General features: G+C 69.0%; 17 protein-coding genes. 11 read left to right on the top strand and 6 right to left on the bottom strand.

Going from position 1 to position 24,790, the window contains the following annotated elements; genetic code table 11:
- Nucleotides 1–31: 31 nt before the first annotated feature.
- Together ACQRWP_RS00795 and ACQRWP_RS00790 are read right to left on the bottom strand one after the other, a co-directional pair.
- A complete protein-coding gene (locus ACQRWP_RS00795) occupies nt 32–1,246 on the bottom strand; it encodes an FUSC family protein (RefSeq protein ID WP_430500346.1) in 1,215 nt (404 codons plus the stop codon).
- A gap of 65 nt (nt 1,247–1,311) precedes the next feature.
- Entirely contained in the window at nt 1,312–1,608 is a 297-nt protein-coding gene (locus tag ACQRWP_RS00790) for a DUF6582 domain-containing protein (protein ID WP_196921397.1), read from the bottom strand.
- Between the two features lie 144 nt (nt 1,609–1,752).
- Here ACQRWP_RS00790 and ACQRWP_RS00785 point away from each other — a divergent pair, with 144 nt between their 5' ends.
- Entirely contained in the window at nt 1,753–2,064 is a 312-nt protein-coding gene (locus ACQRWP_RS00785; RefSeq protein WP_430500344.1) for an amphi-Trp domain-containing protein, read from the top strand.
- 190 nt (nt 2,065–2,254) lie between these two features.
- Entirely contained in the window at nt 2,255–3,445 is a 1,191-nt protein-coding gene (locus tag ACQRWP_RS00780; RefSeq protein WP_430500342.1) for a DUF1996 domain-containing protein, read from the top strand.
- Between the two features lie 44 nt (nt 3,446–3,489).
- On the opposite strand, the gene ACQRWP_RS00775 is transcribed toward ACQRWP_RS00780, so the two are convergent.
- Complete coding sequence (locus ACQRWP_RS00775; RefSeq protein ID WP_430500340.1) at nt 3,490–6,165, bottom strand: RICIN domain-containing protein; 2,676 nt, start codon at nt 6,163–6,165, stop codon at nt 3,490–3,492.
- Between the two features lie 654 nt (nt 6,166–6,819).
- On the opposite strand from ACQRWP_RS00775, the gene ACQRWP_RS00770 reads away from it, so the two are divergent.
- Genes ACQRWP_RS00770 through ACQRWP_RS00760 form a run of 3 tightly spaced genes read left to right on the top strand, consistent with a single transcriptional unit; the run spans nt 6,820 to nt 10,333 of the window.
- The gene (locus ACQRWP_RS00770) at nt 6,820–7,422 is read left to right on the top strand and encodes a DUF4956 domain-containing protein (protein WP_430500339.1); all 603 of its coding nucleotides are present in this window, start codon (nt 6,820–6,822) and stop codon (nt 7,420–7,422) included.
- Nucleotides 7,419–8,240, top strand: a complete 822-nt coding sequence (locus ACQRWP_RS00765) for a polyphosphate polymerase domain-containing protein (RefSeq protein WP_430500337.1) — start codon at nt 7,419–7,421, stop codon at nt 8,238–8,240. The genes ACQRWP_RS00770 and ACQRWP_RS00765 overlap by 4 nt, the downstream gene beginning before the upstream one ends.
- Nucleotides 8,237–10,333 carry a CotH kinase family protein gene (locus tag ACQRWP_RS00760; RefSeq protein ID WP_430503377.1) on the top strand — a complete coding sequence of 699 codons (2,097 nt, stop codon included), beginning with the start codon at nt 8,237–8,239 and terminating at the stop codon, nt 10,331–10,333. The genes ACQRWP_RS00765 and ACQRWP_RS00760 overlap by 4 nt, the downstream gene beginning before the upstream one ends.
- A gap of 64 nt (nt 10,334–10,397) precedes the next feature.
- Here ACQRWP_RS00760 and ACQRWP_RS00755 read toward each other — a convergent pair whose 3' ends face one another.
- On the bottom strand, nt 10,398–13,382 hold the full coding sequence (locus ACQRWP_RS00755; protein ID WP_430500336.1) for a glycoside hydrolase family 3 C-terminal domain-containing protein: 2,985 nt from the start codon (nt 13,380–13,382) through the stop codon (nt 10,398–10,400).
- A gap of 286 nt (nt 13,383–13,668) precedes the next feature.
- On the opposite strand from ACQRWP_RS00755, the gene ACQRWP_RS00750 reads away from it, so the two are divergent.
- Both ACQRWP_RS00750 and ACQRWP_RS00745 read left to right on the top strand, forming a co-directional pair.
- A complete protein-coding gene (locus ACQRWP_RS00750) occupies nt 13,669–16,521 on the top strand; it encodes an FtsX-like permease family protein (protein ID WP_430500334.1) in 2,853 nt (950 codons plus the stop codon).
- 20 nt (nt 16,522–16,541) lie between these two features.
- Entirely contained in the window at nt 16,542–17,249 is a 708-nt protein-coding gene (locus ACQRWP_RS00745) for an ABC transporter ATP-binding protein (protein ID WP_430500332.1), read from the top strand.
- A gap of 8 nt (nt 17,250–17,257) precedes the next feature.
- Here the strand turns inward: ACQRWP_RS00745 and ACQRWP_RS00740 are convergent, their stop codons facing one another.
- The gene (locus ACQRWP_RS00740; RefSeq protein ID WP_430500330.1) at nt 17,258–17,608 is read right to left on the bottom strand and encodes a DoxX family protein; all 351 of its coding nucleotides are present in this window, start codon (nt 17,606–17,608) and stop codon (nt 17,258–17,260) included.
- Nucleotides 17,609–17,684: 76 nt separating this feature from the next.
- A complete protein-coding gene (locus ACQRWP_RS00735) occupies nt 17,685–18,623 on the bottom strand; it encodes an oxidoreductase (protein WP_430500329.1) in 939 nt (312 codons plus the stop codon).
- Nucleotides 18,624–18,719: 96 nt separating this feature from the next.
- On the opposite strand from ACQRWP_RS00735, the gene ACQRWP_RS00730 reads away from it, so the two are divergent.
- From ACQRWP_RS00730 to ACQRWP_RS00715, 4 genes are all read left to right on the top strand, one after another.
- Nucleotides 18,720–19,355 (top strand): TetR family transcriptional regulator, encoded by a 636-nt coding sequence (locus ACQRWP_RS00730; RefSeq protein ID WP_430500328.1) that lies wholly within the window; start codon nt 18,720–18,722, stop codon nt 19,353–19,355.
- A 64-nt stretch (nt 19,356–19,419) separates the two neighbouring features.
- Entirely contained in the window at nt 19,420–22,542 is a 3,123-nt protein-coding gene (locus ACQRWP_RS00725) for a hypothetical protein (RefSeq protein ID WP_430500326.1), read from the top strand.
- A 266-nt stretch (nt 22,543–22,808) separates the two neighbouring features.
- A complete protein-coding gene (locus tag ACQRWP_RS00720) occupies nt 22,809–24,308 on the top strand; it encodes a SulP family inorganic anion transporter (protein WP_430500324.1) in 1,500 nt (499 codons plus the stop codon).
- Nucleotides 24,308–24,760 carry a MerR family transcriptional regulator gene (locus ACQRWP_RS00715; protein WP_430500322.1) on the top strand — a complete coding sequence of 151 codons (453 nt, stop codon included), beginning with the start codon at nt 24,308–24,310 and terminating at the stop codon, nt 24,758–24,760. Before ACQRWP_RS00720 ends, ACQRWP_RS00715 begins: the two co-directional genes overlap by 1 nt.
- Nucleotides 24,761–24,790 lie beyond the last annotated feature (30 nt).

Below are 24,790 nucleotides of genomic sequence, written 5' to 3'. Positions count from 1 at the left end.
GGCGATAGTGGCGGAGACGCCGGTCCGGGGCTCAGTCCCAATCGTCCCGGTCCGCCGTCCGCCGCACCAACGCTGCCGCTTCGCCGGCGTTCAGCCCACTGGCCATCAGCAGGTCGTGTGCGGAGGTGCGGAACTCACCCACGGCGATCATGCCCGAGTAGCCCAACCGGTGGGTGTGTGGGCGGGTGGGATCCGGTACGGCGTCTCCCTGCGCCTTCCCGACCAGCTCCACGGCGGTCAGGACCTGCTGGCGCGCCTCCTGCGGCTCGGCACGCGCGCGGATCGCGCATCTCAGGGTCTGCACGCTGGCGGCCAGCAGGTCGATGGCCGCAGGGAACTCCTCCGGCACCGGTTCGCCGTCCCGAAGGGCCTTCGTGAGCCGCCTCGCGATCCCGCGACAGCTGTAGAGGCTGCGCTCCAGGTGGCGGACCGCGTCCGTGTAGTAGGCCAGGGACGTGCGTTCGCGCCAGCGCAGGGGCGCCAGCCGCACCACCTCCTGTGCGGCGCCGAGCCCCTCGTCCAGCGCGGTCAGCCGGGAGCCGAGGCCGCGTAACGCGCCCAGGCTCCGCTGGGCGCCGTCAAGATCCCGAAGACGCAGCGCCGCGGCCAGTTCGTGCATGGCGGCGATGGCCGGGTCGAGGACGGGTTCGGCCAGACGCCGCACTGTCCGCTGCGGGTGAATGGGCACCAGCAACAGACCGACCGCCAACCCGACCAACCCGCCGACCGCCGCGTCGACGAAGCGAGGGACGGACAGGTCACGCACGGGCGGTTCCAGGGTGGCGATGAGCACCGCGGTACCGCCGGCCTGGGTGAGTAGTGAACCACCGCCCTTGAGCAGGATGGCGACGATGATCGCCAGTACGACGACCACGCCGGTCTGCCAGGCCCCGATGCCGAACAACGGCATGAGCGCGTCACCGACGGCGAGCCCGAGGACGACCCCGACCAGCAGCTCGATGGTGCGGCGCAGGCGTGAGCCCATCGCGGCGGCCACGATGCCGACCGCTGTGGTGGGCGCGAGCACCGGGGCAGGATTGTCCAGGAACTGGTACCCCACGAACCAGGCGATCGTCGCCGCGACGCCGGCCTGCACGGCGAGCAGCCCGTAGAGGCGCAGGCGCCAGGCGCGGGAGCGCAACCCGTGCCACACCCGCTCGCGCAGGCCGGCCCAGGTTCGGTCGACCCGGGGCACCCGGTGCGGGGGCAGGTCGTGGTCAGCTGCCGGCTCCTGCTTGGCGGGCATCCGCGCCGCTTACCCAGCGGAGGCGGACCTATCCGGTCAGTGAGCCGAATCGTGTGGGTGTCCCGTCAGTGGGCGGGGTTCGGCGTATGCGGAAGTTTGCCGAGTTGGCGCCAGTTCGTCTCGGCGACGTCGACACCGTAGTGCTTGGCGGCAGCGAGGATGTTCTGGAAGGCCAGGTCGCGGTCCTTGTCGGTGACGCCCTGCACCTGATCAAACCGGGCGATGGCGTTGCGGACGTGGCTCGCGTCGGTCATCGGTTCCTTGCGTTTGCCGGGGAACGCGAAAACGGTCTCCGGCAGCTCGCGCTTGTCCTTGTCCGACAGGCCGCCGTGCTTCTCGTGGGGCTTCCAGGTCGATGTCATCGCCCAGCATTACCCGCGCGCTGCCCGGCAGCACCTCCGAAGCCGACTTTTCCGCACCACCGCCAACCCGCAAGATCCATATCATGCCGGCACGGGCGCGTGAAGGCGAAGCCCTCAACGCGCCGTCCCTTGTGGAGTGCGAGCATGGCCGACATGGATATCTATGAGGACTCCCGTACGGTGTCACGCTCCGACCTGGCCGCCTGGCTGCGCCAGCTGGCGAACCAGCTGGAGTCTGACGGGCGGCTCTTCTACGGCGCGGCGGGTGCGGTGACGGTCGCGGACACGGTGCGGTGCGAGCTGGAGATCGAGCGGGAGAGCGAGACGGAGGTGTCCGTCGAGATCGAGTTCTCCTGGACCGAGCCCGCGCGCGTCAAGGCGGCGGACGAGGAGGAGCCCGCGAAGGACGACGAGGCCGCCGAGCCGACCGACACCACGCCGCCCGCCGCCTCCTAGCGACGTCGAGCCGACCCGAGATCGGGCGCGGGCACCGTCCGTCGGATCCGGCGGACGGTGCCCACGACGCGGCCAGCCCCGCGTACTTTAAGGAAGGTTTAAAGACCTTCCGGGCGCGGGCCGCAAGCGCCTACCATTCGGCCGCCGTGGCCGTTCGGGTCATCCTGGCGTCCAATCGTTGGGAGTGACCGTGTCGTACGAGAGCCCGCAGCCGCCCCGTCATCGCGTTCCTGGCTGGCTGGGCCGCAACAGGCTGGGCGTGGCCGTCGGCGCGGCGGCCGTACTCGTCATCGCGGCCGGGGGCGTGTACCTGGGTTCAGGCGCACCGCAGCCCGAGCCGTCGAACGCGGCCAACGCCCTCGAATACCCGTCGCCACCGGCCGGGCAGCCAGCGTCGCCCGGCGTGGCGGTGTCGACCTCCGCGACGCCGTCGGCCTCCACGACCCCGTCGACCGGCGCGACGCCGTCGACCGCAGCCGCGCCGAAGGTTCCGGCAACCGGCTGGATTCCGCTCGACCGGGCGGCCTGGAAGGCGCAGGCCGACGCGTACCGGACGTTGAAGGTCGACCCCGTCCCGTCCGGGGTGGGTAACCTCCCGGAGTTCCGGGCGGACTGCCAGTACAGCCACCGGCTGCCGGACGACCCGATCGTCGCCCCCGGCCTACCGGGCGCGTCGCACATGCACTCGTTCGTCGGCAACAAGGCCGTCGACGCGAACACCGTCGCCGGCGACCTGACAAAGTTCACGGCCACCTCCTGCAAGCCCGTCCAGGACCACTCCGCCTACTGGGTGCCCACGCTCTACGACAACGCGACGGGAAAGCCGGTCGAGACCACCGGGTTCCGGGTCTACTACCGCTCGCTCGCCAAGAACTCGACCGGCCAGATGCCGATGCCCAACGGCCTGCGCATGATCTCCGGCGACGCCAAGAAGAAGAAGCCGACGCCGCGTGGCGCGACCGGCCAGTTCTACTGCGCCTTCTACGGCCCCGGTGACCTCGACGGCATCGCCCGCAGCACCAACGGCAACTGGCCCATCTGCGGGGGCGACGCGACGCTGCACTTCATGATGCAGTTCCCGGACTGCTGGGACGGCAAGCACCTGGACAGCCCCAACCACAAGGACCATGTGGCGTACGGCAGCGGCAACTCCTGCCCGACCAGTCACCCGGTCCGAATCCCGGCGATCACCTTCGACATCCAGTACCCGGCGAAGGGCACCCCGGCGGGCTACTACCTCTCCTCCGACAAGGAGGGCAAGAGCGCCTCGTCGATGCACGGCGACGCGTTCGTGATGTGGGACGTCAACACCATGAACAAGCGCACCAAGAACTGCGTCCAGGGACGCCGGACCTGCGACAACTACGGCTACCAGGAGTAGCCGGGGCCAGGCCCGTGTCGGCCTGGCCCCGGAGTCTGGTCGGGTCAGCTACGCAGCGTCCACTGCTGGTTCGTGCCGCCGTTGCAGGACCAGAGGATGAGCTTGGTGCCGTTGGCGGTGGCGGCGCCAAAGGCGTCGAGGCAGAGCCCGGACTGGGCGTTCGTCACGGTGCCGTTGGCGTTGACGTTCCACTGCTGGTTGAGCCCACCGTGGCAGTCCCAGATGATGACCGCGGTGCCGTTGGCCGTGCCGGCCCCGGAGGCGTCCAGGCACTTGTTGCCGTACACGGTCAGCTGCTTGCTGGCGGTCTGGGTCCACCGCTGGTTGGTGCCCGTCGAGCAGTCCCAGAGCTGGGTCTGAGTGCCGTTGGTGGTCGAGGAGTTGGGCACCTCGGCACAGCGACCCGACTGGCCACCCACGAGTTGTCCGCTCCCCGTACCGCTGCCACCGCCCTGCTGCTGCCGGACGATCGCTGTCGACTCGGCCGACCGGTTGCCCTGTGCGTCGACGACGTAGAGCCGGTACTCGCCCTGGTTGGCCGGCACGGCGATGGACGTGGCGGTGCCGGCTGCCCTGGTCATCGTCGCCCCGGCGGTGAAGGTGGTCGTGCCGTACGGCGCCAACCAGACCGACTTGGTGGCGTCGCCGATGCTCCGGATCGGGATCGACGCCGTGGCACTGGTGACGAAGGTGCTGGCCGGCAGCACATAGTTCGGTGCGGAGAAATTGCTCGCCGGAATGATGTCCCGGTACGCGTCCTCAAGGCCGGAGTTCGCGGCGATGCCGTACGCTGCCGCCGGCCAGACATAGTCGGAGGAGACGAGGATGTCGGCGACCGTGCTGTTCGGCAGATTCTTGTTCGAGACCTTGTTGATCGGGCCGTAGATCTGCGTGATGCTCAGATCGTGCTTCCGCCCGAAGTCGTCCGAATTGATCATCCAGGTGACGTTCTTGTCGATACTCAGGACGTTGTCGCGGAACGTGATGAACGCCGATCCCTCGTCCGGGTGCAGTCCGTACTTGTGGCCCGACGGAACACCCTGGAGATAGTTGTTGGTGATGGTGGTCCCGGGCTGACTTCCGAGCGTGTAAATGGGGGCCGTGTCGCTGAGGCGCTGCACCGTGTCGATGATGTGGTTGTAACTGATGGTGTTGTTTCTCGCCGTGGTGGTCGGTCGGTTCGGCACGATCGAGCCCGACGACCCGTCGAAGTTCCACCAGCCCCAGCCGAGCGTGATGCCCGACCACGGGGTCTTCTCGATCCGGTTGCGCTGGATGGTGAGGGTGTCGGCGAAGTACGCGGAGATGGGGCTGTGCCCGTTGAACAGAACCGCGCTGTCGTAGAGGTAGTTGTTCTTGATGTCGATGTTCTTCGGTAGCCCCTCGACCGACGCGGAGTACTTCTCCCGGTTGGTCGACGTGCCGTCCCCGATGTAGACGTGCTGGGGATGGCCGACGGTGATGGCGGACCCGGCGATGTCGTTGGTGTGGTTCCCGATCAACTGTGTGCTCTGCACATCATTGATCATGTTGATTCCGTCGGCGCCGGTGTGCTGGATCCGGTTGCGTTGCAGGAGGATCCCGTCGGCGTTCTGCACGTGGATGATGCCGGGGGTCACGTCCACATTCCGGTAGTGGTAGACGTGGAAGTTGCCCTTCGCATACACCTGGGCGCCGAGATTGCCCTGCTGCGCCTGCTTGAAGGACGAGCCGGCGACGTTGAACAGGTTCCAGTCGGAGTGCTGGACCGTCAGCCCGGAGAAGGTGATGTTGCGCGCATGGCTGCTGGTCGAGGTGCCGGCCACCCGCAACACGGTGGTCACGTTGTTCGGCGCGTAGACCGTCGCGGTCGACATGTTCTCGGCACTGGCCTTGTAGTAGTACAGCGTGCGGCTGGTCTTGTCGAAGTAGAACTCACCGGGGGCGTCCAGGAACTCGTAGGCGTTCATCACCTTGTGGGTGCCACCAACCTGGGCGTTGCCGTTGAACGCGCCCTGCGCGATGGCCGCACCTGGTTGCTGGAAGAGGGCGACCCGGTTGGCGCCGTCGGAACTCGTGGTCACCTGGCGGACTCCCACGATGGCCGTGGTCCAGGTCGTTCCGGTCTCGATCTCGATGTCGTCCTGATTGCTGGCGACGGCCGGGAAGTCGTTCAGGCTGTATTTCGCGCCGTCGCACTGCGAGCCCGACTCCCAGGCCCAGGAGGCCTGGTTGGCCGTGATGTTGTACGTCCCGTAACACCCCGCCGAGCTGATCGTCTTCGACGCCATGTACGCGCGCTTGTCATTGACGTAGAGCGCCCGCAGCTTGTTGGCGCGGTCGAGCGGCGCCTTCCAGATGTTGCCGCTGTGCTGGCTCCACCCGGTCACCTGGACGCCACCGTCAAGGACTGGCTTCTCATTGGGGTAGGCCGCGTAGCTGACCCGGAACCCGTTGGTGCCGGAGTCGCTCGGTCCGAATTCGACGGTGCTGCTCACCGGATAGGTTCCACCACGGAGTTGGACGTTCACGTCGCCGGTCATGTTCGTGTTTACCGTACGAACGACATCCCGGGCACGTTGCAAAGTCCGGAATGGCGACTGCAGGGTGCCCGGATTGGCGTCGTTACCGTCCGGGGCGACATAGTAGGTCGCCTGGACTGCGGCCGAGGCCGGCAGTTGGTCTGTCAGCACTGCCGGCAGTGTGGCGGCGACGAGCGCCGCCACCGCCAACACTGACATTCGAGCGGTGGATATGGCTGACTTCACGTCTGTTCCTCTCACTGGTCGTCGATGTGGTGCCCAAAGTGCGTATCGAGCGACGAGTACGGAACAGCGACGCCACTAAGGGCCGGCGGGGACTTCCGTCGCCCCGACCGCACTCTTTGTTAACCGCCCCGAAATTCTTACTGGGAGCGTAGGTCACACGTCTGACCATTGCAACTGTCAATTGGAGGGCGTCTATGCCGAAATGCCGTCGGATCGGGCAGATCAACCATGCCGACCGCACACCCCTGCTTGCGTCGTCCGACGAATCCGCAGCGACGAGGCAAGGTTCGCAACCTGGTGCCGTCGGCACCGGGAACGCAGGTGATGGTCACTGGGCCCCCAACGGCCCGAAAAGCTCCGAAAGTTTCGGCGACCTCACGAGTCGAGGCGTCGTCCTCGGCATGCCCACGTCAGCCGCACCGCGCCCTCGCCAGGCGGCCCAGGGACCTGGACGTGCACAGGGATCACACATTGACTTACGTTAATGTTCTGCTTACAGTCACCAGCGAAATACCGAAAGTTTACCGAAAAGTAGTCCGGAGGTCCGGCCACCTTCCGCAGGTCGCCACGCAGCGACGGCGGCCCGGCGTCGGTCCACTCCGGCGGTGACCAGGAGGAACCCCAGCGATGTCGCAGCTCGTCCTGTTCGCGATCGACATCTGCGCTGTGGCGCTGCTCGTCTTCGGGCTCTACTTTCCCCGGCACCGCCGGCGCGACCTGGTCGTCGCCTACCTGGGGGTCAACGTCGGCGTCCTCGCGGTGGCGAGTGCGCTGAGCGCCAGCGACGTCGGTGCCGGGCTCGGGCTGGGGCTGGCGCTGTTCGGGGTGCTCTCCATCATTCGACTCCGCTCGACGGAGCTCGACCAGCACGAGGTCGCGTACTACTTCTCCGCTCTCGCACTGGGCATTCTCGGCGCGCTCAGCACCACCTCGGTCTGGCTCAGCGGAGGCCTGATGGCACTCATCGTCGCGGTGATGTTCGTCGGTGATCACCGACGGCTGCTCCGGCACTACCGGCACCAGATCATGGTGCTCGACTCCGCCGTCACCGATCACGTCGCTCTCGTCGCCCAGCTGGAGCAACTGCTCAATGCCCGGGTGCACAACGCCATCGTCCAGCGGCTCGACATGGTCAACGAGACCACCGTGGTCGACGTCCGATACTCGGTCGCCCGGCGAAGCCCGGCGGCCGGCACCGGCAAGTCGGTCCGGGCCGGGGCGCTCCGATGAGCGCGCCACCGCTGGCCGGGCTGGCGCCGATCGCACTCGCCGAGGTGATCGACCGAGCGGCGCTACAGTGCAGGGTGGACCGCAAGTACGTGATCGCGGTGGACGAGTTGCCGGACCTGCTGGACCAGCTCACCCCGTACGCCCGGGTGCTGGACATCGATGGTGAGCGCAGCTTCCGGTACGAGTCCGTGTACTTCGACACGCCCTGTCTGGCCAGCTACCACTGCGCCGCGTACCGGCGGCGCAGGCGCTTCAAGGTACGGACCCGGACCTACCTCGACTCCGCCCAGTGCTGGCTGGAGGTGAAGATCAGCGGAGCGCGCGGACGGGTCACCAAGCACCGACTGCCCTATCTCGCCGAGGACCGCCGCACCGTCCGGTCCGGGCGCGGGTTCGTCGACGAGGTGCTCGATCGGGAGTCGATCCTGTCCGATCTCGTCGGCAGCCCGCTCGAGCCGGTACTGGTCACCAGTTACCGTCGCTCCACTCTGCTGCTGCCGTCGACCGCGAGCCGGGTCACCATCGACACCGGGCTCACCTGGCAGGACGGTGACCGCACCCTGCGACTGCCCGGCATCGCCGTGGTCGAGACCAAGACCAGTTCGGCCCCTTCGCTGGTCGACCGCGCGCTATGGCAGCGCGGGACCCGGCCCGTACGCATCTCGAAGTACGCCACCGGTCTCGCTGCTCTCCGCCTGGACCTTCCAGACGTGCCGTGGCGACGGACGCTACGCCGCCATTTCCGCGCCGACCCGTCCTCGGCGTTCCTGGAGTTGACAGTTCCCACCCGATCAGAACAGGAGGCATCGTGCGCATGACCACCCGCAACACCGGTCTTCCGGTGGCGGCCCTTCGTGCCGCCGGGATCGCCGCCACCACCGTGTTCGTCGCAGGCCTCCTCGTGGTGTCGTCGCCACCGGCCGGCGCTGAAACCGTCGCGGCTGCCCAGGCCGCCCAACCGGTCACCGAACTCCTCGCCGGCACCCAGGCCGCCGACGCCGATGCCGCACCGGCCGCGGCAGACGACCTGGTCGGCGACATCACCTTCTCGGTGCCCAGCGGCACCTTCCAGGGCGAGGTGGCGGTGACGCTGAGCAGCACGGTCAGCGGTGCCCAGATCCGCTACACCACCAACGGGCAGCCGCCCACCGCCCAGTCGTCGCTCTATTCGGGCTCGGCGCTGCGCTTCACCCGCACCACCCAACTGCGGGCACAGGCGTTCGTCGGCCAGACACCGACGGGTGCGCCCGGCACCGCCATGTACGCCGCGCAGAACGTCACCACCGCCCACGACCTACCGGTGGTACTGATCGACTCGTACGGCGCAGGCCGGCCCGACCGTGAGTACTTCGACGCCACCACCATGATCTTCGAACCGACGGGCGGCGGCACCACGTCGCTGGCGGCCGCCCCGACGCTCAGCACCCGCGCGGGGTTCCGCCTGCGCGGCAACTCGTCGGCGACGTTCGAGAAGACGCCGTTCCGCGTCGAGTTCTGGGACAACGAGAACGACGACGCCGACCACCCCGTGCTGGGCATGCCCGCCGACTCCGACTGGGTGTTGCGCGGCCCGTTCCCGGACAAGGCGCTGATCCGCGAGGCGCTCGTCTACGACCTCGGCCGCGAGATGGGGCTGCCCGCCCCGCGCTACGCGTTCGCCGAGTTCTACCTCAACACGGACGCCGCACCGGTGGGTGCCAGCGACTACATGGGCGTCTACATGTTCATGGAGACGATCAAGAACTCCAAGGACCGCCTCGACCTCAAGCAGTTGGACGAGGACGACGTGACACTGCCGAAGATCCAGGGCGGGTACATCTGGAAATTCGAGTGGATGGCGGCCGAGGAGCCGACGTTGCCGTGCACCGGGCCGGCGGCCACCTGCTGGAACTACCTTGAGGTCGCCGACCCGTCGCCCCTGCAACCGCAGCAACGGGACTGGCTGCGCGGTCACATCCAGGAGTTCAACGACGTGCTGCACTCGTCGAACTTCGCCGACCCGACCACCGGATACCGCAAGTACATCGACGTCGACTCCTTCATCGACCTCATGATCGTCAACGAGCTGAGCCGGGAGATGGACGCCTACGTCCGCAGCTCGCACTTCTACAAGGACCGGGACAGCAAGATCTTCGCGGGTCCGCTGTGGGACTTCGACCTGAGCTTCGGCGTCGGTGGGTTCTTCGCCAACGACCAGGTGTCGGGCTGGCAGCACCAGCAGACCCGGCAGCCGTCGGCCAACGACTGGTTCGCCCAGTTGCTGCGCGACCCCGCGTTCGTCAACCAGGCCCGATCGCGCTGGCAGACACTGCGACGGGGCCTGCTCTCCGACGCCGCGCTCCAGACCCGGGTCAACGCTCTCGCGACCCCGCTGACCAACGCGGCCCAGCGCAACTTCCAACGCTGGCCGAACCTGACGGCGCCGACGGTCAGCTTCTTCCGCACCCCGACCTCGCCCACCTGGCAGGGGCAGGTCCAGGTCATGCGGGACTGGATGCTGCGGCGCGCCGCCTGGCTGGACTCCACCGCCGGCTGGGGTGGTTCCGTCACCACGCCGCCGCCCACCACCCCACCGCCCACCACCCCACCGCCCACCACCCCACCGCCGGCGGCCGGCTGCACCGCGACGTACGCGGTGACCAGCCAGTGGACCGGCGGCTTCCAGGGCGAGGTACGGGTCACCGCGGGAACCTCGGCGATCAGCAGCTGGACGGTGACGTGGACCTTCGCCGGTGGCCAGAGCGTCACCCAGGCCTGGAACGCGACAGTCACGAGCCAGGGATCCGCGGTCACCGCCCGCAACGTCGCCTACAACGGGGCACTCGGTGCCGGCGCCAGCACCGCGTTCGGGTTCCTCGGCTCGTCCACCGGCACGCCCAGCACACCGACGCTGACCTGCACGGCGAGCTGACCAGCCACCGGCCCGGGGCCGGGGCCGGGGCCGGGTCGACGATCGACCCGGCCCCGAGCTCCGGTCACCTGATGGAGAATTCCGCCAGCCGCAGCGGGGAGTCGAACACCAGGTACACGTCGTGGGTGCCGACGGCCCGGGCCAACTCGGTGCTGGTGCTGACGTACCGGTAGTCGTCGCCGGTGCTGGGGACCGTGGCCGTGCCCAGCAGCCGGCCGGTGGGCGACCCCAACCGGACCTGGATGGTGCCGGCGCCCGCACCGGCCTTGGCGACCTTCGCGGTGAAGGTGCGCGCGCCGGCACGCAGCGCGGAACCCTCGAAGGAGATCCACTGACCGGCCGCGGTGGCACCGACCGCCGTACCGCTGGGTTTCGTCTCGTCGACGAGCCGGACCCCCGCGTACCGGTCGAAGTTCTCCGCCCTGGTGGGCCGGGACAGGTCGCGGGCCGGGATGGTCTCACCACGGACCCGGACCGCGGCGCGGGCCCGAATGTCCTCGGCGGACGCCCCGACCATCAGGTCGTGGACGGACGACTCGACCACCCACCGGCCGCGGGTGACATCCCAGTGCGCCAGGTCGGCGGCGGGCAGGCGCAAGGTCACCGTGCGGGTCTGCCCGGGCGCGAGTTTCACCTGCTCGAATGCCTTGAGCTGGCGGATCGGGGTGGTGTCCCGCGAGGTGCGCTGGTGGGTGTAGAGCTGAACGACCTCGGTCCCGGCCCGGCGGCCGGCGTTTGTCACGTCGACACTGGCCGTGATGGTGCCGTCGGCCGCGACCGACTGGGCACCGGCACGCAACTGGCCGTACCGGAAGCGGGTGTACGACAGGCCGTGGCCGAACGGGTAGAGCGGCTTCGCGGTGCTGTACAGGTAGGTCTGCCTGGACGAGATGATGTCGTACTCCAGCAGGTCCGGCGGCAGTTGCGAGTCCGAGCGGTACCAGGTCTGGGTGAGCCGGCCGGACGGGTTGCGGTCGCCGAAGAGGACGTCGGCGATGGCGTGACCAGTTTCCGCGCCCGCGTGGGTGGTCCAGACGATGGCCGGCACGTGCTCCTGCTCCCACCGAATGGTGACCGGGTAGCTGGTCTGGAGCACGAGCACGGTCCGCGGGTTGGCCCTGACCACGGCCTTGACCAGCGCCTCCTGGCCGGCGCTCAGCGCCGTTGAGGTCCGGTCGTGCGCCTCACGGCCGTTGATGAACGGGTTGCTGCCGACCACCAGCACGGCGGTGTCGGCCGCCTTGGCCGCCGCCACGGCCCGGTCGATTCCGCTGCTGATCACCTCGCGACTGAAGTGGGTCGCGGCGGCCGGGGTGGATGCGCCGAGCTTGAGGGCGCCGTCGTCGCCGATCGTCACGTACGTGTCGGCGCCGAACCAGCTCTCCTTGGTCTCGTAGCCGACGTAGCGCAGCACCACTGTTCCGTCGGCCTGCGGCTCCAGCTTGAACTGCTGCTGGACGTACCAACCGTTCGGCTGTTCGTCGCGGGTGAGGAACGGCCCCCAGTTGTAGCCGAGGTAGCGGCCGTTGGCGGCGTTGCGCAGCGTCACCACATCCTGTCCCCAGTCGACCATGTCGAACTGGGCGTCGAGCGAGGCAGTGGCGCCGGTCGCCGTGACCGGGTTGGCGTCGGTGGTGCCGGTGGCCGTGACGTACCGGCCGGTCGCCGCGTCCTTCAGGGCGATCCGGTCCGCCCCGTCGAGCCCGCTCACACTGGCCGAGCCGCCCAACCGTTCGCGGATGCCGCCGAGCGCCGTCACCTGGTACGGCAGGTCGCCGCCGTACCAGTCCGAGTAGAGGGTGTCGGCCAGCGGGCCGAGCACCGCCACCTTGCGGGTCCGGGCCGGGTCCAGCGGTAGCGCCTGCCGCTCGTTCTTCAGCAGCACCATCGCCTCGCCGGCGGCCTGCCGGGCCAGTCGCTGGTGTTCGGGGCTGTTGATGACGTCCGGGGTGATGCCGCCGTACCGGCCACCGCCCGGGTCGAACTCACCCAGCCGGAACCGGACGTTCAGGATCTCGCGGATCCGGGCGTCGATGTCCCCCTCGGTGAGCAGGCCGGCCGCCAGCGCCTGCTTGATCGCGGTGATGGTCGGCTGCGCGTTGGTGTCGTCGGTGATGAAGCTGTTCAGGCCGGCCTTGATGATCGCGGCGTTCCCCTCGGCCTGGGTCGGGTAGTACCCCTGCGAGGCGACGAGGTTGTTCGGCGCCCAGGCGTCGGTGACGTTCATCAGCGGCTGGTCGGTCCAGTCGCGTACCACAGTGGCCAGATCCGGGTCCACCGTGGCCGGACGGCCGTTGACCAGGTTGTACGCGGCCATCATCCCGGTCGCCGCGTCGGCGGCGATGGCCGGTTTGAAGGCGGCACGGTCGTACTCGTTGAGAACCCGAGGCGGCACGTTCGAGGAGGTCACGTCGCGCCGGACCTCGTTGTTGTAGGCCAGGTAGTGCTTCAGGGTCGGTGCGCTCTTCAGGTGGTTCGGGTCACCGCCGGTCATTCCCGACCCGTACGCGGTGGAGATCGCGGCGGTGAGCAGCGGGTCCTCGGAGTAGCCCTCCTCGTTGCGGCCCCACCGGGGGTCGCGCAGCAGGTTGACCACCGGCGCCCACAGGTTGAGCCCCCACACCCGGGGGTTCTGCGCGTGGTAGCCGCGCGCCTCGTCGCCGACGGCCGAACCGACCTGCCGGATCAGATCGGGGTTCCAGGTGCTCGCCATGCCCACCGGCTGTGGGAAGACGGTGCCGCGGGCCTTTACCACCGCGCCGTTGTTGTCGATGTCGGTGGACCAGGCCACCCCGTGCAGCGCCTCGGTGCCGGTCTTGAACAGGCCGATGCCCAGCCGGGGAATGGCCGGCTGGTACTGGTGCAGCCACGAGATCTTCTCGTCCTGGGTGAGCCGGCCGAGCAGGTCGTCGACCCGGGCGTTCACGGGCAGGTCGGGATCTCGGAACGGGTAGGTGGGTTCGGCGAGCGCGGTGCCGGGAACGGCCGGTAGGGCTAGCAGGGCGAGCGCGAGCGCGGTGATTCCGCGCCGAAGGCGCCAGTTCCGCATGCGGTTCTCCTCATGTCGTACGACAGACGCCCAGTGGGGCGCCGAGACCGGCGTGACCAGGCTCGACACCCGGCTGACGGGCCTGAACGACGAATCGTCGAAGCGCTTCGACGACCCGGCCGCGTCACCACGGCCATGATTGTTGTGATCCGCGCAACTATAGATGCACGCCAATGACCCGGCAATACCTGCTCCCTCCGTCGACAAGCCGTCGTACCCCGCGGAGAAGGCGAAAGGTCGTATGATTTTCAGCGGGAGGGCCAACGATGCGGGGCACGGTGCGTCAATGCTGGGGATAGCCGCGTCGCAGTGGCGAGTACGGCTGCGCCGGTCGCTGGCCCTGCTCTCGATGATCGCCGTCGCGGTGGCCGGGTTCACCCTGCTCACCGGAGCCGCGGTGACGTCCCGGCTGGACGCGGTGGGCACGGTCAGCGCCAACTACCGCCCGGTCTACGACCTGCTGGTGCGCCCCGGGGACGCGGTGCTGCCGCTGGAGCAGGAGCGCAATCTGGTCCAGTCGGGACAGTTGGCCGGCATGCGTGGAGGCATCACCAACGATCAATGGCACGAGATCCAGGCGGTGCGCGGGGTGTCGGTGGCGGCACCTGTCGCGATGGTCGGGTACGTGATGCGCACCGTGCCCGTGACCGTCGACCTGTCGGATCACCTTGACCCGACAGCCGAGCGTCAGGTGTTACGGATCCAACCGACCTGGGCGACGGACGCGGGGCTCAGCCAGATCCCGGACGGGCCGGCGTTTCTCTACGCGACGCGCAACCGGCTGGAGGTGGTGCCCAACAGCGAGCTGAAGAGCGGCGGGAGCCTGCCACCGCCGGAAGAGGTCGACGCCGACGGCCAGCGGGTGAAGATCTGCCCAGCGGCAGTGGCCATCGGCACGCAGGACTGGCTCGCACCGACGGACCTCCGAGCCCGATCGTCGTTGACCTGCGTCGGTGGCATGGGTTCGACGGATCGCGAGGGAAAGGCGATGCGCCCGACCGTCACATTGGCGTGGACGGTGCCGTTCCTGATGGCCGCGGTCGACCCGGAATCGGAGGCCGCGCTGGCGGGGCTGGACCAGGCCGTCACCTCGGGCCGATACTTCAGCTCGGCGGAAGCGCCGACGTCACGGCGACTGGACGGAATGCCGTACCCCTACTCGGTGCTCCCCATCCTCATCGCGGACCGGCCCCAGGTCGACAGGGCGCTCAACATCAGCGTGCAGCGCCTGAACGCCGACGTGCCCGAGCTGGTCCGGAAATCCGCCGACGACCAGCGGCTACGCGCCGCTCTGGTCAACGAGCCCGGCACGCCCATCGACAAGCGGGTGATGTCGTTCGAGGAGCCGTACCAGAACCTGGTCAACCGGATGCTCCGCCCCGACGACCTGGGCGTCGAGTACGACCTGGCAACGGCGAACACCAGGTGGCTCGACCAGTTCTGGACCGTCGGACCGCCGAAGCGGGTGCGGGACGGGGACGGTCTGCGGGCCCAGCCGGATCCGTACGACCTGAAGATCTGGGGTCAGGGCGCCGACGACGGCGGGTCGTCGCGGCACGTGCCGATGGAGTTCGCCGACACCAGTGTGCGAAGCGGCGTCGCCGTCCATCGGAACCTGGCGCACGGGTACGACGATCAGCCGGGGGACGTGGGCATGCCCGATGCCGCACTGGGCGCGGTGGGCACCTTCGACCCCGCCAAGGTTTCGCTCGGCAGCGCGCTGTCGGCGGTGCCCATGGACACGTACTTCAACCCGGGTGCCGAGGGTGCCGACGAAACGTCGCGGCAGGCGCTGGGCGGCCGACGCCTGGCCCCGAACTCAAATGTCACAGGACTGCTCAGCCAACCACCGCTGATGCTCACCACCATGGCGGCCCTGCCAGCCATCTTCGACCCCGGCGCGTACAGCACCGAGCCCAGCTACCCGGAATACCAGCTCAACACCACCGCACCGATCAGTGTGGTGCGAGTCCGGTTGGCCGGAGACGTTGGTGTCGACAGGGTTTCCCGGGAGCGGGTCCGGGTTGTCGCCGAGGAGATCGCGCAGCGCACCGGCCTACAGGTCGACATAACACTGGGGTCGTCACCCACCGCGATGACCGTGCACTACCCGGCGGGCAACTACGGCCGGCCCGACCTCGCCGTGGCCGAGCCCTGGGTGCAGAAGGGCGTCGCGTCCGTGCTGGTCCGCGCGGCCGACCGCAAGAGCGTGCTGCTGTCCGTCCTGGTGCTCGCTGTGTGCGCGCTGGCGGTGCTCAACGCCAACACCGCCGCCATCCGCGCCAGACGCACCGAGTTCGGCATCCTCACCTGTCTCGGTTGGGGCCGGCGGCACCTCCTTCAGCTGATGTTCATCGAGATCGCCGGCATCGGCCTCGCCGCAGGCATCGCGGGCACCGGGCTGGCGCTCGGGATCGCGTTCGGTCTCGGGCTGAACATCGCGTGGAGCCATACCCTGCTCGCCGTACCCGCAGCGGTTGTCCTTGCCCTGCTCGCCGGCGGCTGGCCGGCCTGGCGGGCCGCCCGGCCGGACCCCGGCGAGATCATCCGCCCCGCCGTCTCGGGTTTCGCCCTCCGCCGGCAGACGCCACGCCGGTTGGCCACCCTCGCCCTGGCCAACCTTGCCCGCACACCCGGTCGGACCGCGCTCGGCGCGCTGAGCCTGATGATCGGGGTGGCCGCGCTGACCATGTTGTTGGCGATCACGTTCGCGTTCCGGGGGGCGATCACCGGCACCCTGCTCGGTGATGCCGTCACCCTCCAGGCCCGCACCGTCGATCACATCGCCGTGGCGGTCACGATCGTGCTGGGTGTCGTGTCGGTCGCCGACGTGCTCTATCTCAACATCTCCGAGCGTGCGGCCGAGTTCGCCCTGTTCGGTGCCGTCGGCTGGACCGACGCCATGGTGAACCGGCTGGTCATCGTCGAGGCCATCGGCATGGGCGCGATCGGCGGCATCCTCGGCGCCGTTGCCGGCCTGGGCGCGGCGGCGGTCTTCGCCGGGGGCGTCACCGCTGCGATCCTCTGGTGTTCCGGGGCCGCCCTGCTGTTCGGCGTCGCCGTCTCCGCCCTGTCCGTGGTGGTGCCGATCGCCGTGCTCCGCCGACTGCCCACCGCCCACCTGCTCGCCGAGGGGTGAGCGGCAAAGGAGTAGGTCCGATGGAACGGACGTCAGCTGCGCCGGCGAGCACCGTCACCATGCCGCTGGTGTGCCTCACCCGGGTGCGGAAGTCCTTCCCCCTGCCCGACGGCGCACCGCTGGTCGCGGTGAACGACGTCAGCCTCGCGATCGGCGCCGGCACCGCGATCGCGTTGACCGGGCCGAGCGGCTCGGGCAAGTCGACGCTCCTGCACCTGATCGGCGCCATCGAACGGAGTGACGGGGGCACCATCGAGGTCGGCGGACAGGAGGTGACCGGCCTGTCCGGCCGGGGGTTGGCAGCCTACCGGCGACGGGTCGGCTTTGTGTTCCAACGATTCCACCTGCTGCCCACACTCACCGCCCTGGACAACGTCATGGCACCGCTGATCCCGTTCCGCACCGATTTCGACAAGGTCGCTCGGGCACACGAACTGCTGGCGACAGTGGGGCTCGCCGACCGGGCCGCCGCCCTGCCGTCGCGGCTCTCCGGCGGGCAGCAGCAACGGGTCGCCATCGCCCGTGCGCTGATCAACCAGCCTGCCCTGTTACTCGCCGACGAACCCACGGGCAATCTCGACAGTCAGACCGGTACCGCGATCGTCGACCTGTTGCTGAGGCTGCGCGACGAGCAGGGCACGACACTCATTATGGCCACCCATGACACCGCCATCGCCGCGCGCTGCGACCGAACCGTCCAGATGCGGGACGGGTGCCTCACGTCGTAGCTGACGGATCACCAGTGGTAGAGCACGTTCACGGTCAGCGCGGCCACCACGGTGACGAAGAATACGGCCGGGCCCACCAGCTGACGGGAGCCGACGCGCAGATGCGCGATGAGCGCGCCGACGAAGTACAGCACCAGCCCAGCGGCGGCGAGGGTGCCCAGCAGCGGTACGGCGAAGCCGGCCAGCAGCCCCAACGAGCCTGCCGCCAGCGCCATGCCCAACCGCGGTAGCCACGACCGTGGCACGCGCTTCATGTCCGCCTGGGCCTTTGGATAGTCGTGACCGATCAGGTAGGTGACGGCGGCGATGCCGGTGAAGATCGACGCGAGAATGGTGACCGTGACATAGGCAGCGAACATCTTTCCTCCGTTGTGGTTGCTCGCCCCCTGGACGATCCGGCGCGGCGGAATGTGACGGCGGCTGGATGCGCCGCGATCAGCTCGTTGGTCGCAGCGAGCCGAACCGTACGCCGGTGGCCTGTTCGGACAGTTCCCACAGACGGCGGCCGTGCTCGGGGTCGGTCGCGGCGGTGGAGAGCTTCGCCGGCGCGGGGTGACCGCGCAGTTCGCCCGGCCCACCCGGGGCGACGAGCTGGCCCGGCTGCGCCCCGGGGTCGGTGGCGGCGAACAGCTGCGGCCAGACGCCGCGATCGACCGGCTGGGCGAGGAGTGGGTTGCCGATCCGGCCCAGCAGCAGCCGCCAGATCGGCGTGGTGGCGCTGGTCTGCAGATTCGTCGCGGTGTAGCCGGGGTGGGCCAGGAAGCTGCCCAGCGGGCTCGCCACGGCACTGAGCCGCCGGTGCAGCTCGTAGCCGAAGATGGCGTTGGCCAGCTTGGACGTGTTGTAGAAGCCCATCGGGGAGTAGCCCCGCTCGCCGGTCGGGTCGGCGAAGCGCACCTTCGCCTGCCGGTGGTTGACCGAGGTGACAGTGACCACCCGTGGATCCCGGCCGGCCAGCAGGAGGTCGAGCAGGAGCCCGGTGAGAGCGAAGTGCCCGAGGTGGTTCGTGGCGAACTGCACCTCGTGCCCCTGCGGGCTGAGGGTGCGCGGCAGGGCCATCACCCCGGCGTTGTTGATCAGCGCGTCCACCCGACGGTGGTCGGCGTGCATCCCGTCGGCGAACTTTCGGACCGAGTCGAGGTCGGCGAGATCGATCCGCCGGACTTCCAGGTCGACGCCGGGTCGGGTCGCGGCGATGTCGGCCGCCACCCGGCGACCCCGCTCCTCGTCCCGGACGGCCAGCACGACGCGCGCACCGCGAACGGCGAGCGCCCGGGTGGTGACCAGGCCGAGGCCCGCCGTGGCACCGGTGACGACGAAGGTACGGCCGCTCAGGTCGGGGATCTGTTCAGTGGACCAGCCATTGACAGTCATGCGACCCACTGTTGCCGTCGGTGGCACTCAGTGTCAAGCAGTGCGCGGAATGCCAACAAGGGCATGATGTGGCACCGGGTGACGTAGCATCGGCGGATGAGAACTCGTGCGGACAGCAGCCTGGCCGAACGCAAACGCCAGCTCGTTGCCGACGAACTGCGCGACGCCGCCCTGATGCTGCTCGCCACCAAGGGCTTCGACGTGGTGACCGTCGACGACATCGTGGCGGCAGCCGGCATGTCGCGGCGTACGTTCTTCCGCTACTTCGCGTCCAAAGAGGACGTGGTCGTCCGGTTCCTGGCCGACACCAGCGCGGACATCATCACCGAACTTGCCACCCGGCCATCCGCCGAGCCACCGTCGGTCGCGCTGCGCCACGCCCTCTGGGTGCCGCTCGCCGCCTGCAACGACCACCCGGAACACTCCGAGCGAGCCCGGGTCGTCGTCCGTCTCATCCTGGACACCCCCGCCCTGCACGCCCGCTGGCTGGAACGCCAGATCGAGTGGCGCGCCGAGCTGGCCGACGAGTTGGCCAACCGCAGCGGCCTCGACCCACACAGCGACCCCTACCCACGGATGGCCGCCGGGATGGCACTGCTGGCACTCGACACGGTGCTCCAGCGGTGGCAGCCGGGCGACGACGAGCAGCACCTGGCCGAGCTGATGGACCAGGCGTTCGCCATCGTGGCGCCGGCCCTCGACGCGCCTGCCACGTCACCCGCCGCCGGCTGAGCGGCAGCCTGCGAGAATCAGCGCGGTTTCAGCGCCCTTTCAGGCCGCTCCATACGTTCGCGGCATGACAATAAAACGTTCCACGCGCGCTCGGCGCGGGACTGCTGTGCTGGCGATGATCGCGGTCACAGCGGCAAGCGTGCTCTTCGGCGAGCCCGCGTCGGCCGATCCCGTCCCCGTCCCCGTCCCTCAGGCGGCGCTCACCGACCGGGCCTTCGGCCAGGTTGCCGAACTCCATCTCCAAGGCGCCGCTCGGATCAAGACCGTCGTGCTGTCGGCCGAGTTCGTCGAGTGGCACCGGCTGCACCCGAACGCCACCGACAAACAGGCACAGATCCAGCTCACCGAACGCCAGCAGCTGCTCGACAGCTCGCTGACCACGTTTGACCTCCTGCTGCCCGAACAGGACCTGCTGCTCAAGTCCGTCGACATCCTGCTCGGCGCTCCCGGCGGCGACACAAGGACCTCGCCGGAGATCACCGGCCTGGTCGGGGCCGTGATCGGCAGGACGGTCGAATCGTGGGACACCCGCGAGGAACTCGCCTCCGGCGCGCTGCGGACCGCCCAGTGGCTGCGCGGCCGCGATGACGCTCTCGCCGCGGTGTGGTCCGCGACCCGACAGGCGGGGGCCGCCAGCGCGCCCGTCGCCACCGCCTGGAACGCCGTCCTCGGTGCGCCGGTCGGGGTGGACATCACCAGCACCTACGAGGAGCTCCAGCAGGATCCCGGACTTTCGCATGTCGACCTCGACGCGATCCTGGCGCTGCGGGACGACTCGGTGGCGTACGTCGCGGCCGCCAAGCAGCAGCTCGCGTCCCTACACGCGGAGCTGCTCGGCCTGAGCCTGGAGATCCGTCTCGAGATCGGCGGAAACAACAGCAAGTGTCCGCCGGAAGGGCCGCCGAGCGCCGCGTGCACCGCGGCGGCAAAGAAGGCCGCCGAGGACCGGGACAAGGCCCGGCAACAGACGATCTCCGACGTCAAGGCCGGAGTGGGCATGGTCTCCACCATCATCGGGTTCGCCGACCCCGACGCCGGAAAGAAGTCAAAGGTGATCGGGGAGGCGGTCCTCACCACGATCAGCGCGATCTCCAAGTACGCGGCGGCGATCGCCGGCCGCGGCCTCGCGGGCTCGATCTTCAGCACCGCGACGTTGGCGATGACCGGCAACATCTTCGGTGCGGTGATGTCGGTCGTCGGGCTCTTCGGCAGCAGCGGGCCGTCGCTGGACGCGCAGATCCTTGCCCAGGTCAAGGCGTTGCGCGACGAGGTGCGGGCCCTCGGCGACGAGATGCGGGCCAGCTTCGCGCGGGTCGAGGCCCAGATCAACACGGTGTACGCGAACATGATGGCCCAGTTCGACAAACTGAACGCGGCGATCGCCGGCAACACCGCGCAGATCACCCTCGTCCAGCAGCAGGTCGCCCAGCTCGGCCTGCGCCTGGAGGACATCGCCGCCACCGTGCTGGCCGCGATCGGCGACGCCACACTGCACGACGCCCGCGCCGACATCAACAAGTACATCGGCTACCTGGAGAACTTCGGTCAACCCATCCCGACGTACAACGAGTTCGTCGGCCCGGAGAACGAGTTCCATCTGACCTCGACGCAGCTGGCCAGCGGCGCCGCCTTCGTGGTGCCGAAAACCGACGCCGACAACCCGGCGGTCGACCCGACCACCGTACTGAACAGCTTCGGCGAAGCCCGTTCGATCAACTACCTGGCCCGGGTCGCCAACGGACGTGACCCGTCGATGGTCGAACCGTCGACGCCGGTCGGCAACCCGACGGTGTGGAACCTCGGCGCGCAGGCGTACGCCATGTTGATGCTGCAGAACCCAACGTACGCCGCCCAGGTCAGCGCCGGCCGCGCGGCGCAGATCGAGGCGGAGGGCACCCGCATCGCCGACCTCGCGGCCAGCTTCGGTCGGCCGGCCAACGGCAACGCCAACGGCCTGATCACCGGGCTGGTCAACGACTACGTCGCCGCCACCAACGAGCTGTCGACCGCGCTGAGGGCGTTCCGGAGCAACGAGGTCCAGGTCCGCTACGAGCCGGACGCCAATGGCGTACAGGTGAAGACGCTCAAGGACTACGACCTGTTCTGGGACACGGACAAACCGCTCGCCCCGGCGCCAGCGAAGGCCGACGAGGCGACGGTGCCGGCGTGTGAGGGCAGCAGGCAGATCGACCGACCCAGCAACGTTCGCTACGAACTGATGTCGAACATGGTGCGGGCACTCCAGTACGCGTACACACCGCGCCACGACGAGCCGCCAGCCGGGGTACGGGAGTTGCCCGAGGTCGGCTACTGCTACACGCCAAGCTGGGTCTACACGCGTACGACGGGCTACGGCACCGGGGTGATCCGCCACTACGGCAAGCTGCGGTTGCAGATCCACAGCCGATTCCGGCTGAACTCGAACACGGCCTGGCAGAACTCGCGCACCGCCGACTACACCTGGCCGGACGAGCAGGTCTACCAGATCGACTGCGAGCGGTTCAACTGTGACAGCGAGACCACGCCCGAACAGGGCCTGACCCAGAAGTGGCCGTCCGGACGCTACGCCTTCGCGAGCGGCGCGACGGCCGTGAACAACACGGCGCTGGACGCCACGCTGACGCCGACCCTGCGCGGCTTCCTTCAGGCCCGGCAGAAGTCCATGTACGACCGGGTGCGGGACCAGAGCACCCAGGTCAGCGGGGCGGTGCCCGCCGCACTGAAGAAGGTGAACACGGCGGCGCGGCTGCTCCAGGCGTACACCCGGTTGGGTCTGCCCAACGCCCTCGACTCGGACGACGTGTTGTCCGCGAACCTGTTCGGGCAGTACCAGATTCCGGTGAACATGCCGACGGACGCCAAGATCGGTAACGCCTACGCCAAAGCGAGCGGGAACTACGCCCTCTGCGGGCCCACGCCGTGCTCGCTCGACCCCAGCCGTCCGCTGCGTGACCAGGTCAGCCTCAAGGTGCCCTGCGAGCCAGCGGTCGACTCTTCCAACCTGCCCGGTGACCCACTGGGCGACTGCCTGATCACCAGCGCGCGGTCCCGCGCCAACACACTGATGCAGCGTTACGAGGTGTGGGCGGACCAGATGACCGCCGGTCTGCACCGCGAGCGGGTGCCGTGGATGAACGACACCCTCATGGGCCTGCGCATCACCACGCGCCTGACCCACGCCAACTGACCCGAGCGTTGCCGGCGTCTCCGGGCGCCGGCAACGCCTTATGCCAAATCCAGTGGCAATCCGGTGATGATCACCACGTACGGTGAACCCTCCCCTCACGGAAGGGTAGCTTCGCTGTCGGCTATCCCGGCGAGGCCGCATGGCTCACCCGTCGACCGTGACGCGTCCGGGCATTGACGCCCTGGCCGTTCAACCGACTGTCGCTCATCGGTGGATAGCTGCCCGAGCTGTGCGCGTCCACGGGACGCCCGAGTGGAAATGGCTGTATGTCTTCTGTGCTGTCCTCGGTCAACCGGCCGCGTCTGTCCCGTCCGTCCTGGTTGTCGCCGAAGGTGTTCCGCACCGAGGTCCTCGCCGGTCTGGTCGTCGCCCTGGCGTTGATCCCGGAGGCGATCTCGTTCTCGATCCTCGCCGGTGTCGACCCCCGCGTGGGGCTGTTCGCGTCGTTCACGATGGCAGTCACCATCGCGATCTGCGGAGGGCGTCCGGCGATGATCTCCGCCGCGACCGGAGCCATCGCCCTCGTCGTCGGGCCGCTGGCGAAGGAACACGGGCTGGACTACCTGATCGCGGCGGTGATCCTCGGCGGCGCGATCCAGATCCTGCTCGCCGTGCTCGGCGTGGCGAAGCTGATGCGGTTCGTCCCGCGCAGCGTCATGGTGGGTTTCGTCAACGCCCTGGCCATCCTCATCTTCGCCGCCCAGGTCCCGCACCTGCTCGGCGTGCCGTGGCTGGTCTACCCGCTCGTCGCCGTCGCCCTGGCGATCATGGTGGGGCTCCCCCGGCTCACCCGCGCCATCCCGGCGCCGCTGGTCGCCATCGTGGTCCTGACCCTGGTCACCGTCTTCGCCAGCGTGGCGGTGCCGACCGTCGGCGATGAGGGAGCCCTGCCGGACAGCCTGCCCACCCTCGGTCTGCCGCAGATTCCCTGGACCATGAACACCCTCACCCTCGTCGCCCCCTACGCCCTGGGGATCGCGCTGGTCGGGCTGATGGAGTCGCTGATGACCGCCAAGCTCGTCGACGACATCACCGACACCCCTTCCAGCAAGACCCGCGAGTCCTGGGGCCAGGGCGTGGCCAACATCGTCACCGGTTTCTTCGGCGGCATGGGTGGCTGCGCCATGATCGGCCAGACGATGATCAACGTGAAGTCGTCCGGCGCCCGTACCCGGCTGTCGACCTTCCTGGCTGGCGTGTTCCTGCTGGTCCTGGTCGTCGCGCTCGGCGACGTGGTGGCGGTGATTCCGATGGCGGCCCTGGTCGCCGTGATGATCATCGTGGCGGTGTCGACGTTCGACTGGCACTCCGTCGCCCCGGCCACGCTCAAGCGGATGCCGTACGGCGAGACCATCGTCATGGTCGCCACCGTCGCCACCACCCTGGCCACCCACAACCTCGCCATCGGCGTCGTGGTCGGCGTCCTCACCGCCATGGTGATCTTCGCCCGGCGGGTCGCCCACCTGGTCGAGGTCACCAGCGTCCTGGACCCGGACGGCACCACACGGATCTACTCGGTGCGCGGCGAGCTGTTCTTCGCCTCCAGCAACGATCTGGTGGGCCAGTTCGACTACGCGAACGACCCCGAGACGGTGGTCATCGACATGACCCACGCCCACGTCTGGGACGCCTCCTCCGTCGCCGCCCTCGACGCCATCACGCAGAAGTACGCCACCCGCGGCAAGACCGTCGAGATCATCGAGCTGAACAAGCCCAGCGCCCGCATCCACGACACCCTCGCCGGTCAGCTCGGCGTCGGTCACTGATGGCCACCACCAGCCGGGACACCGCGCCGGAGCAGCAGGGCTCCGGGTCGGCCACCGGCCGCCTGATGCAGATCGGCGAGGCCGCCGAACGGGTCGGGCTGAGCATCCGCACCATCCGCCACTACGAGGAAGCCGGCCTGATCGTGCCCTCCGCCCGCAGCGAGGGCGGCTTCCGCCTCTACACCGAGCCCGACCTCGACCGCCTCGCCGTCGTCAAACGCATGAAACCCCTCGGCTTCACCCTCGACGAGATGCGGGACCTGCTCACCGTCCTCGACGCCCTCGACACCGCCACCGGCGCCGACCGCGTCGCCCTGCTCGACCGGCTCGCCATGTTCCACTCCGCCGCCACCACCCGCGTCACGGTCCTCCGCGACCAACTCGCCATGGCCGAAGGCTTCGCCGGCACGCTCCGCGCCGAACTCGACCGCCGCAGAGGCCCAACTGTCTGAACGCCCCCGGCATCGGTGACCCTGAACTGT

Origin of the sequence: Micromonospora trifolii, assembly GCF_050516465.1 — a bacterium.
Lineage (GTDB): Bacteria > Actinomycetota > Actinomycetes > Mycobacteriales > Micromonosporaceae > Micromonospora > Micromonospora trifolii.
The sequence above is the reverse complement of the archived record's forward strand: the minus strand, read 5'-3'. Positions and strand labels throughout refer to the sequence as shown.

Bases quoted from the DNA above. Each gene is read 5' to 3' on its own strand.
- ACQRWP_RS00770 (WP_430500339.1), top strand. From the start codon at position 6,820: ATGTCGCAGCTCGTCCTGTTCGCGATCGACATCTGCGCTGTGGCGCTG.
- ACQRWP_RS00775 (WP_430500340.1), bottom strand. From the start codon at position 6,165: ATGTCAGTGTTGGCGGTGGCGGCGCTCGTCGCCGCCACACTGCCGGCA.
- ACQRWP_RS00745 (WP_430500332.1), top strand. From the start codon at position 16,542: ATGGAACGGACGTCAGCTGCGCCGGCGAGCACCGTCACCATGCCGCTG.
- ACQRWP_RS00765 (WP_430500337.1), top strand. From the start codon at position 7,419: ATGAGCGCGCCACCGCTGGCCGGGCTGGCGCCGATCGCACTCGCCGAG.
- ACQRWP_RS00760 (WP_430503377.1), top strand. From the start codon at position 8,237: ATGACCACCCGCAACACCGGTCTTCCGGTGGCGGCCCTTCGTGCCGCC.
- ACQRWP_RS00720 (WP_430500324.1), top strand. From the start codon at position 22,809: ATGTCTTCTGTGCTGTCCTCGGTCAACCGGCCGCGTCTGTCCCGTCCG.
- ACQRWP_RS00795 (WP_430500346.1), bottom strand. From the start codon at position 1,246: ATGCCCGCCAAGCAGGAGCCGGCAGCTGACCACGACCTGCCCCCGCAC.
- ACQRWP_RS00730 (WP_430500328.1), top strand. From the start codon at position 18,720: ATGAGAACTCGTGCGGACAGCAGCCTGGCCGAACGCAAACGCCAGCTC.
- ACQRWP_RS00750 (WP_430500334.1), top strand. From the start codon at position 13,669: ATGCTGGGGATAGCCGCGTCGCAGTGGCGAGTACGGCTGCGCCGGTCG.
- ACQRWP_RS00755 (WP_430500336.1), bottom strand. From the start codon at position 13,382: ATGCGGAACTGGCGCCTTCGGCGCGGAATCACCGCGCTCGCGCTCGCC.
- ACQRWP_RS00785 (WP_430500344.1), top strand. From the start codon at position 1,753: ATGGCCGACATGGATATCTATGAGGACTCCCGTACGGTGTCACGCTCC.
- ACQRWP_RS00725 (WP_430500326.1), top strand. From the start codon at position 19,420: ATGACAATAAAACGTTCCACGCGCGCTCGGCGCGGGACTGCTGTGCTG.
- ACQRWP_RS00735 (WP_430500329.1), bottom strand. From the start codon at position 18,623: ATGACTGTCAATGGCTGGTCCACTGAACAGATCCCCGACCTGAGCGGC.
- ACQRWP_RS00740 (WP_430500330.1), bottom strand. From the start codon at position 17,608: ATGTTCGCTGCCTATGTCACGGTCACCATTCTCGCGTCGATCTTCACC.
- ACQRWP_RS00790 (WP_196921397.1), bottom strand. From the start codon at position 1,608: ATGACATCGACCTGGAAGCCCCACGAGAAGCACGGCGGCCTGTCGGAC.
- ACQRWP_RS00715 (WP_430500322.1), top strand. From the start codon at position 24,308: ATGGCCACCACCAGCCGGGACACCGCGCCGGAGCAGCAGGGCTCCGGG.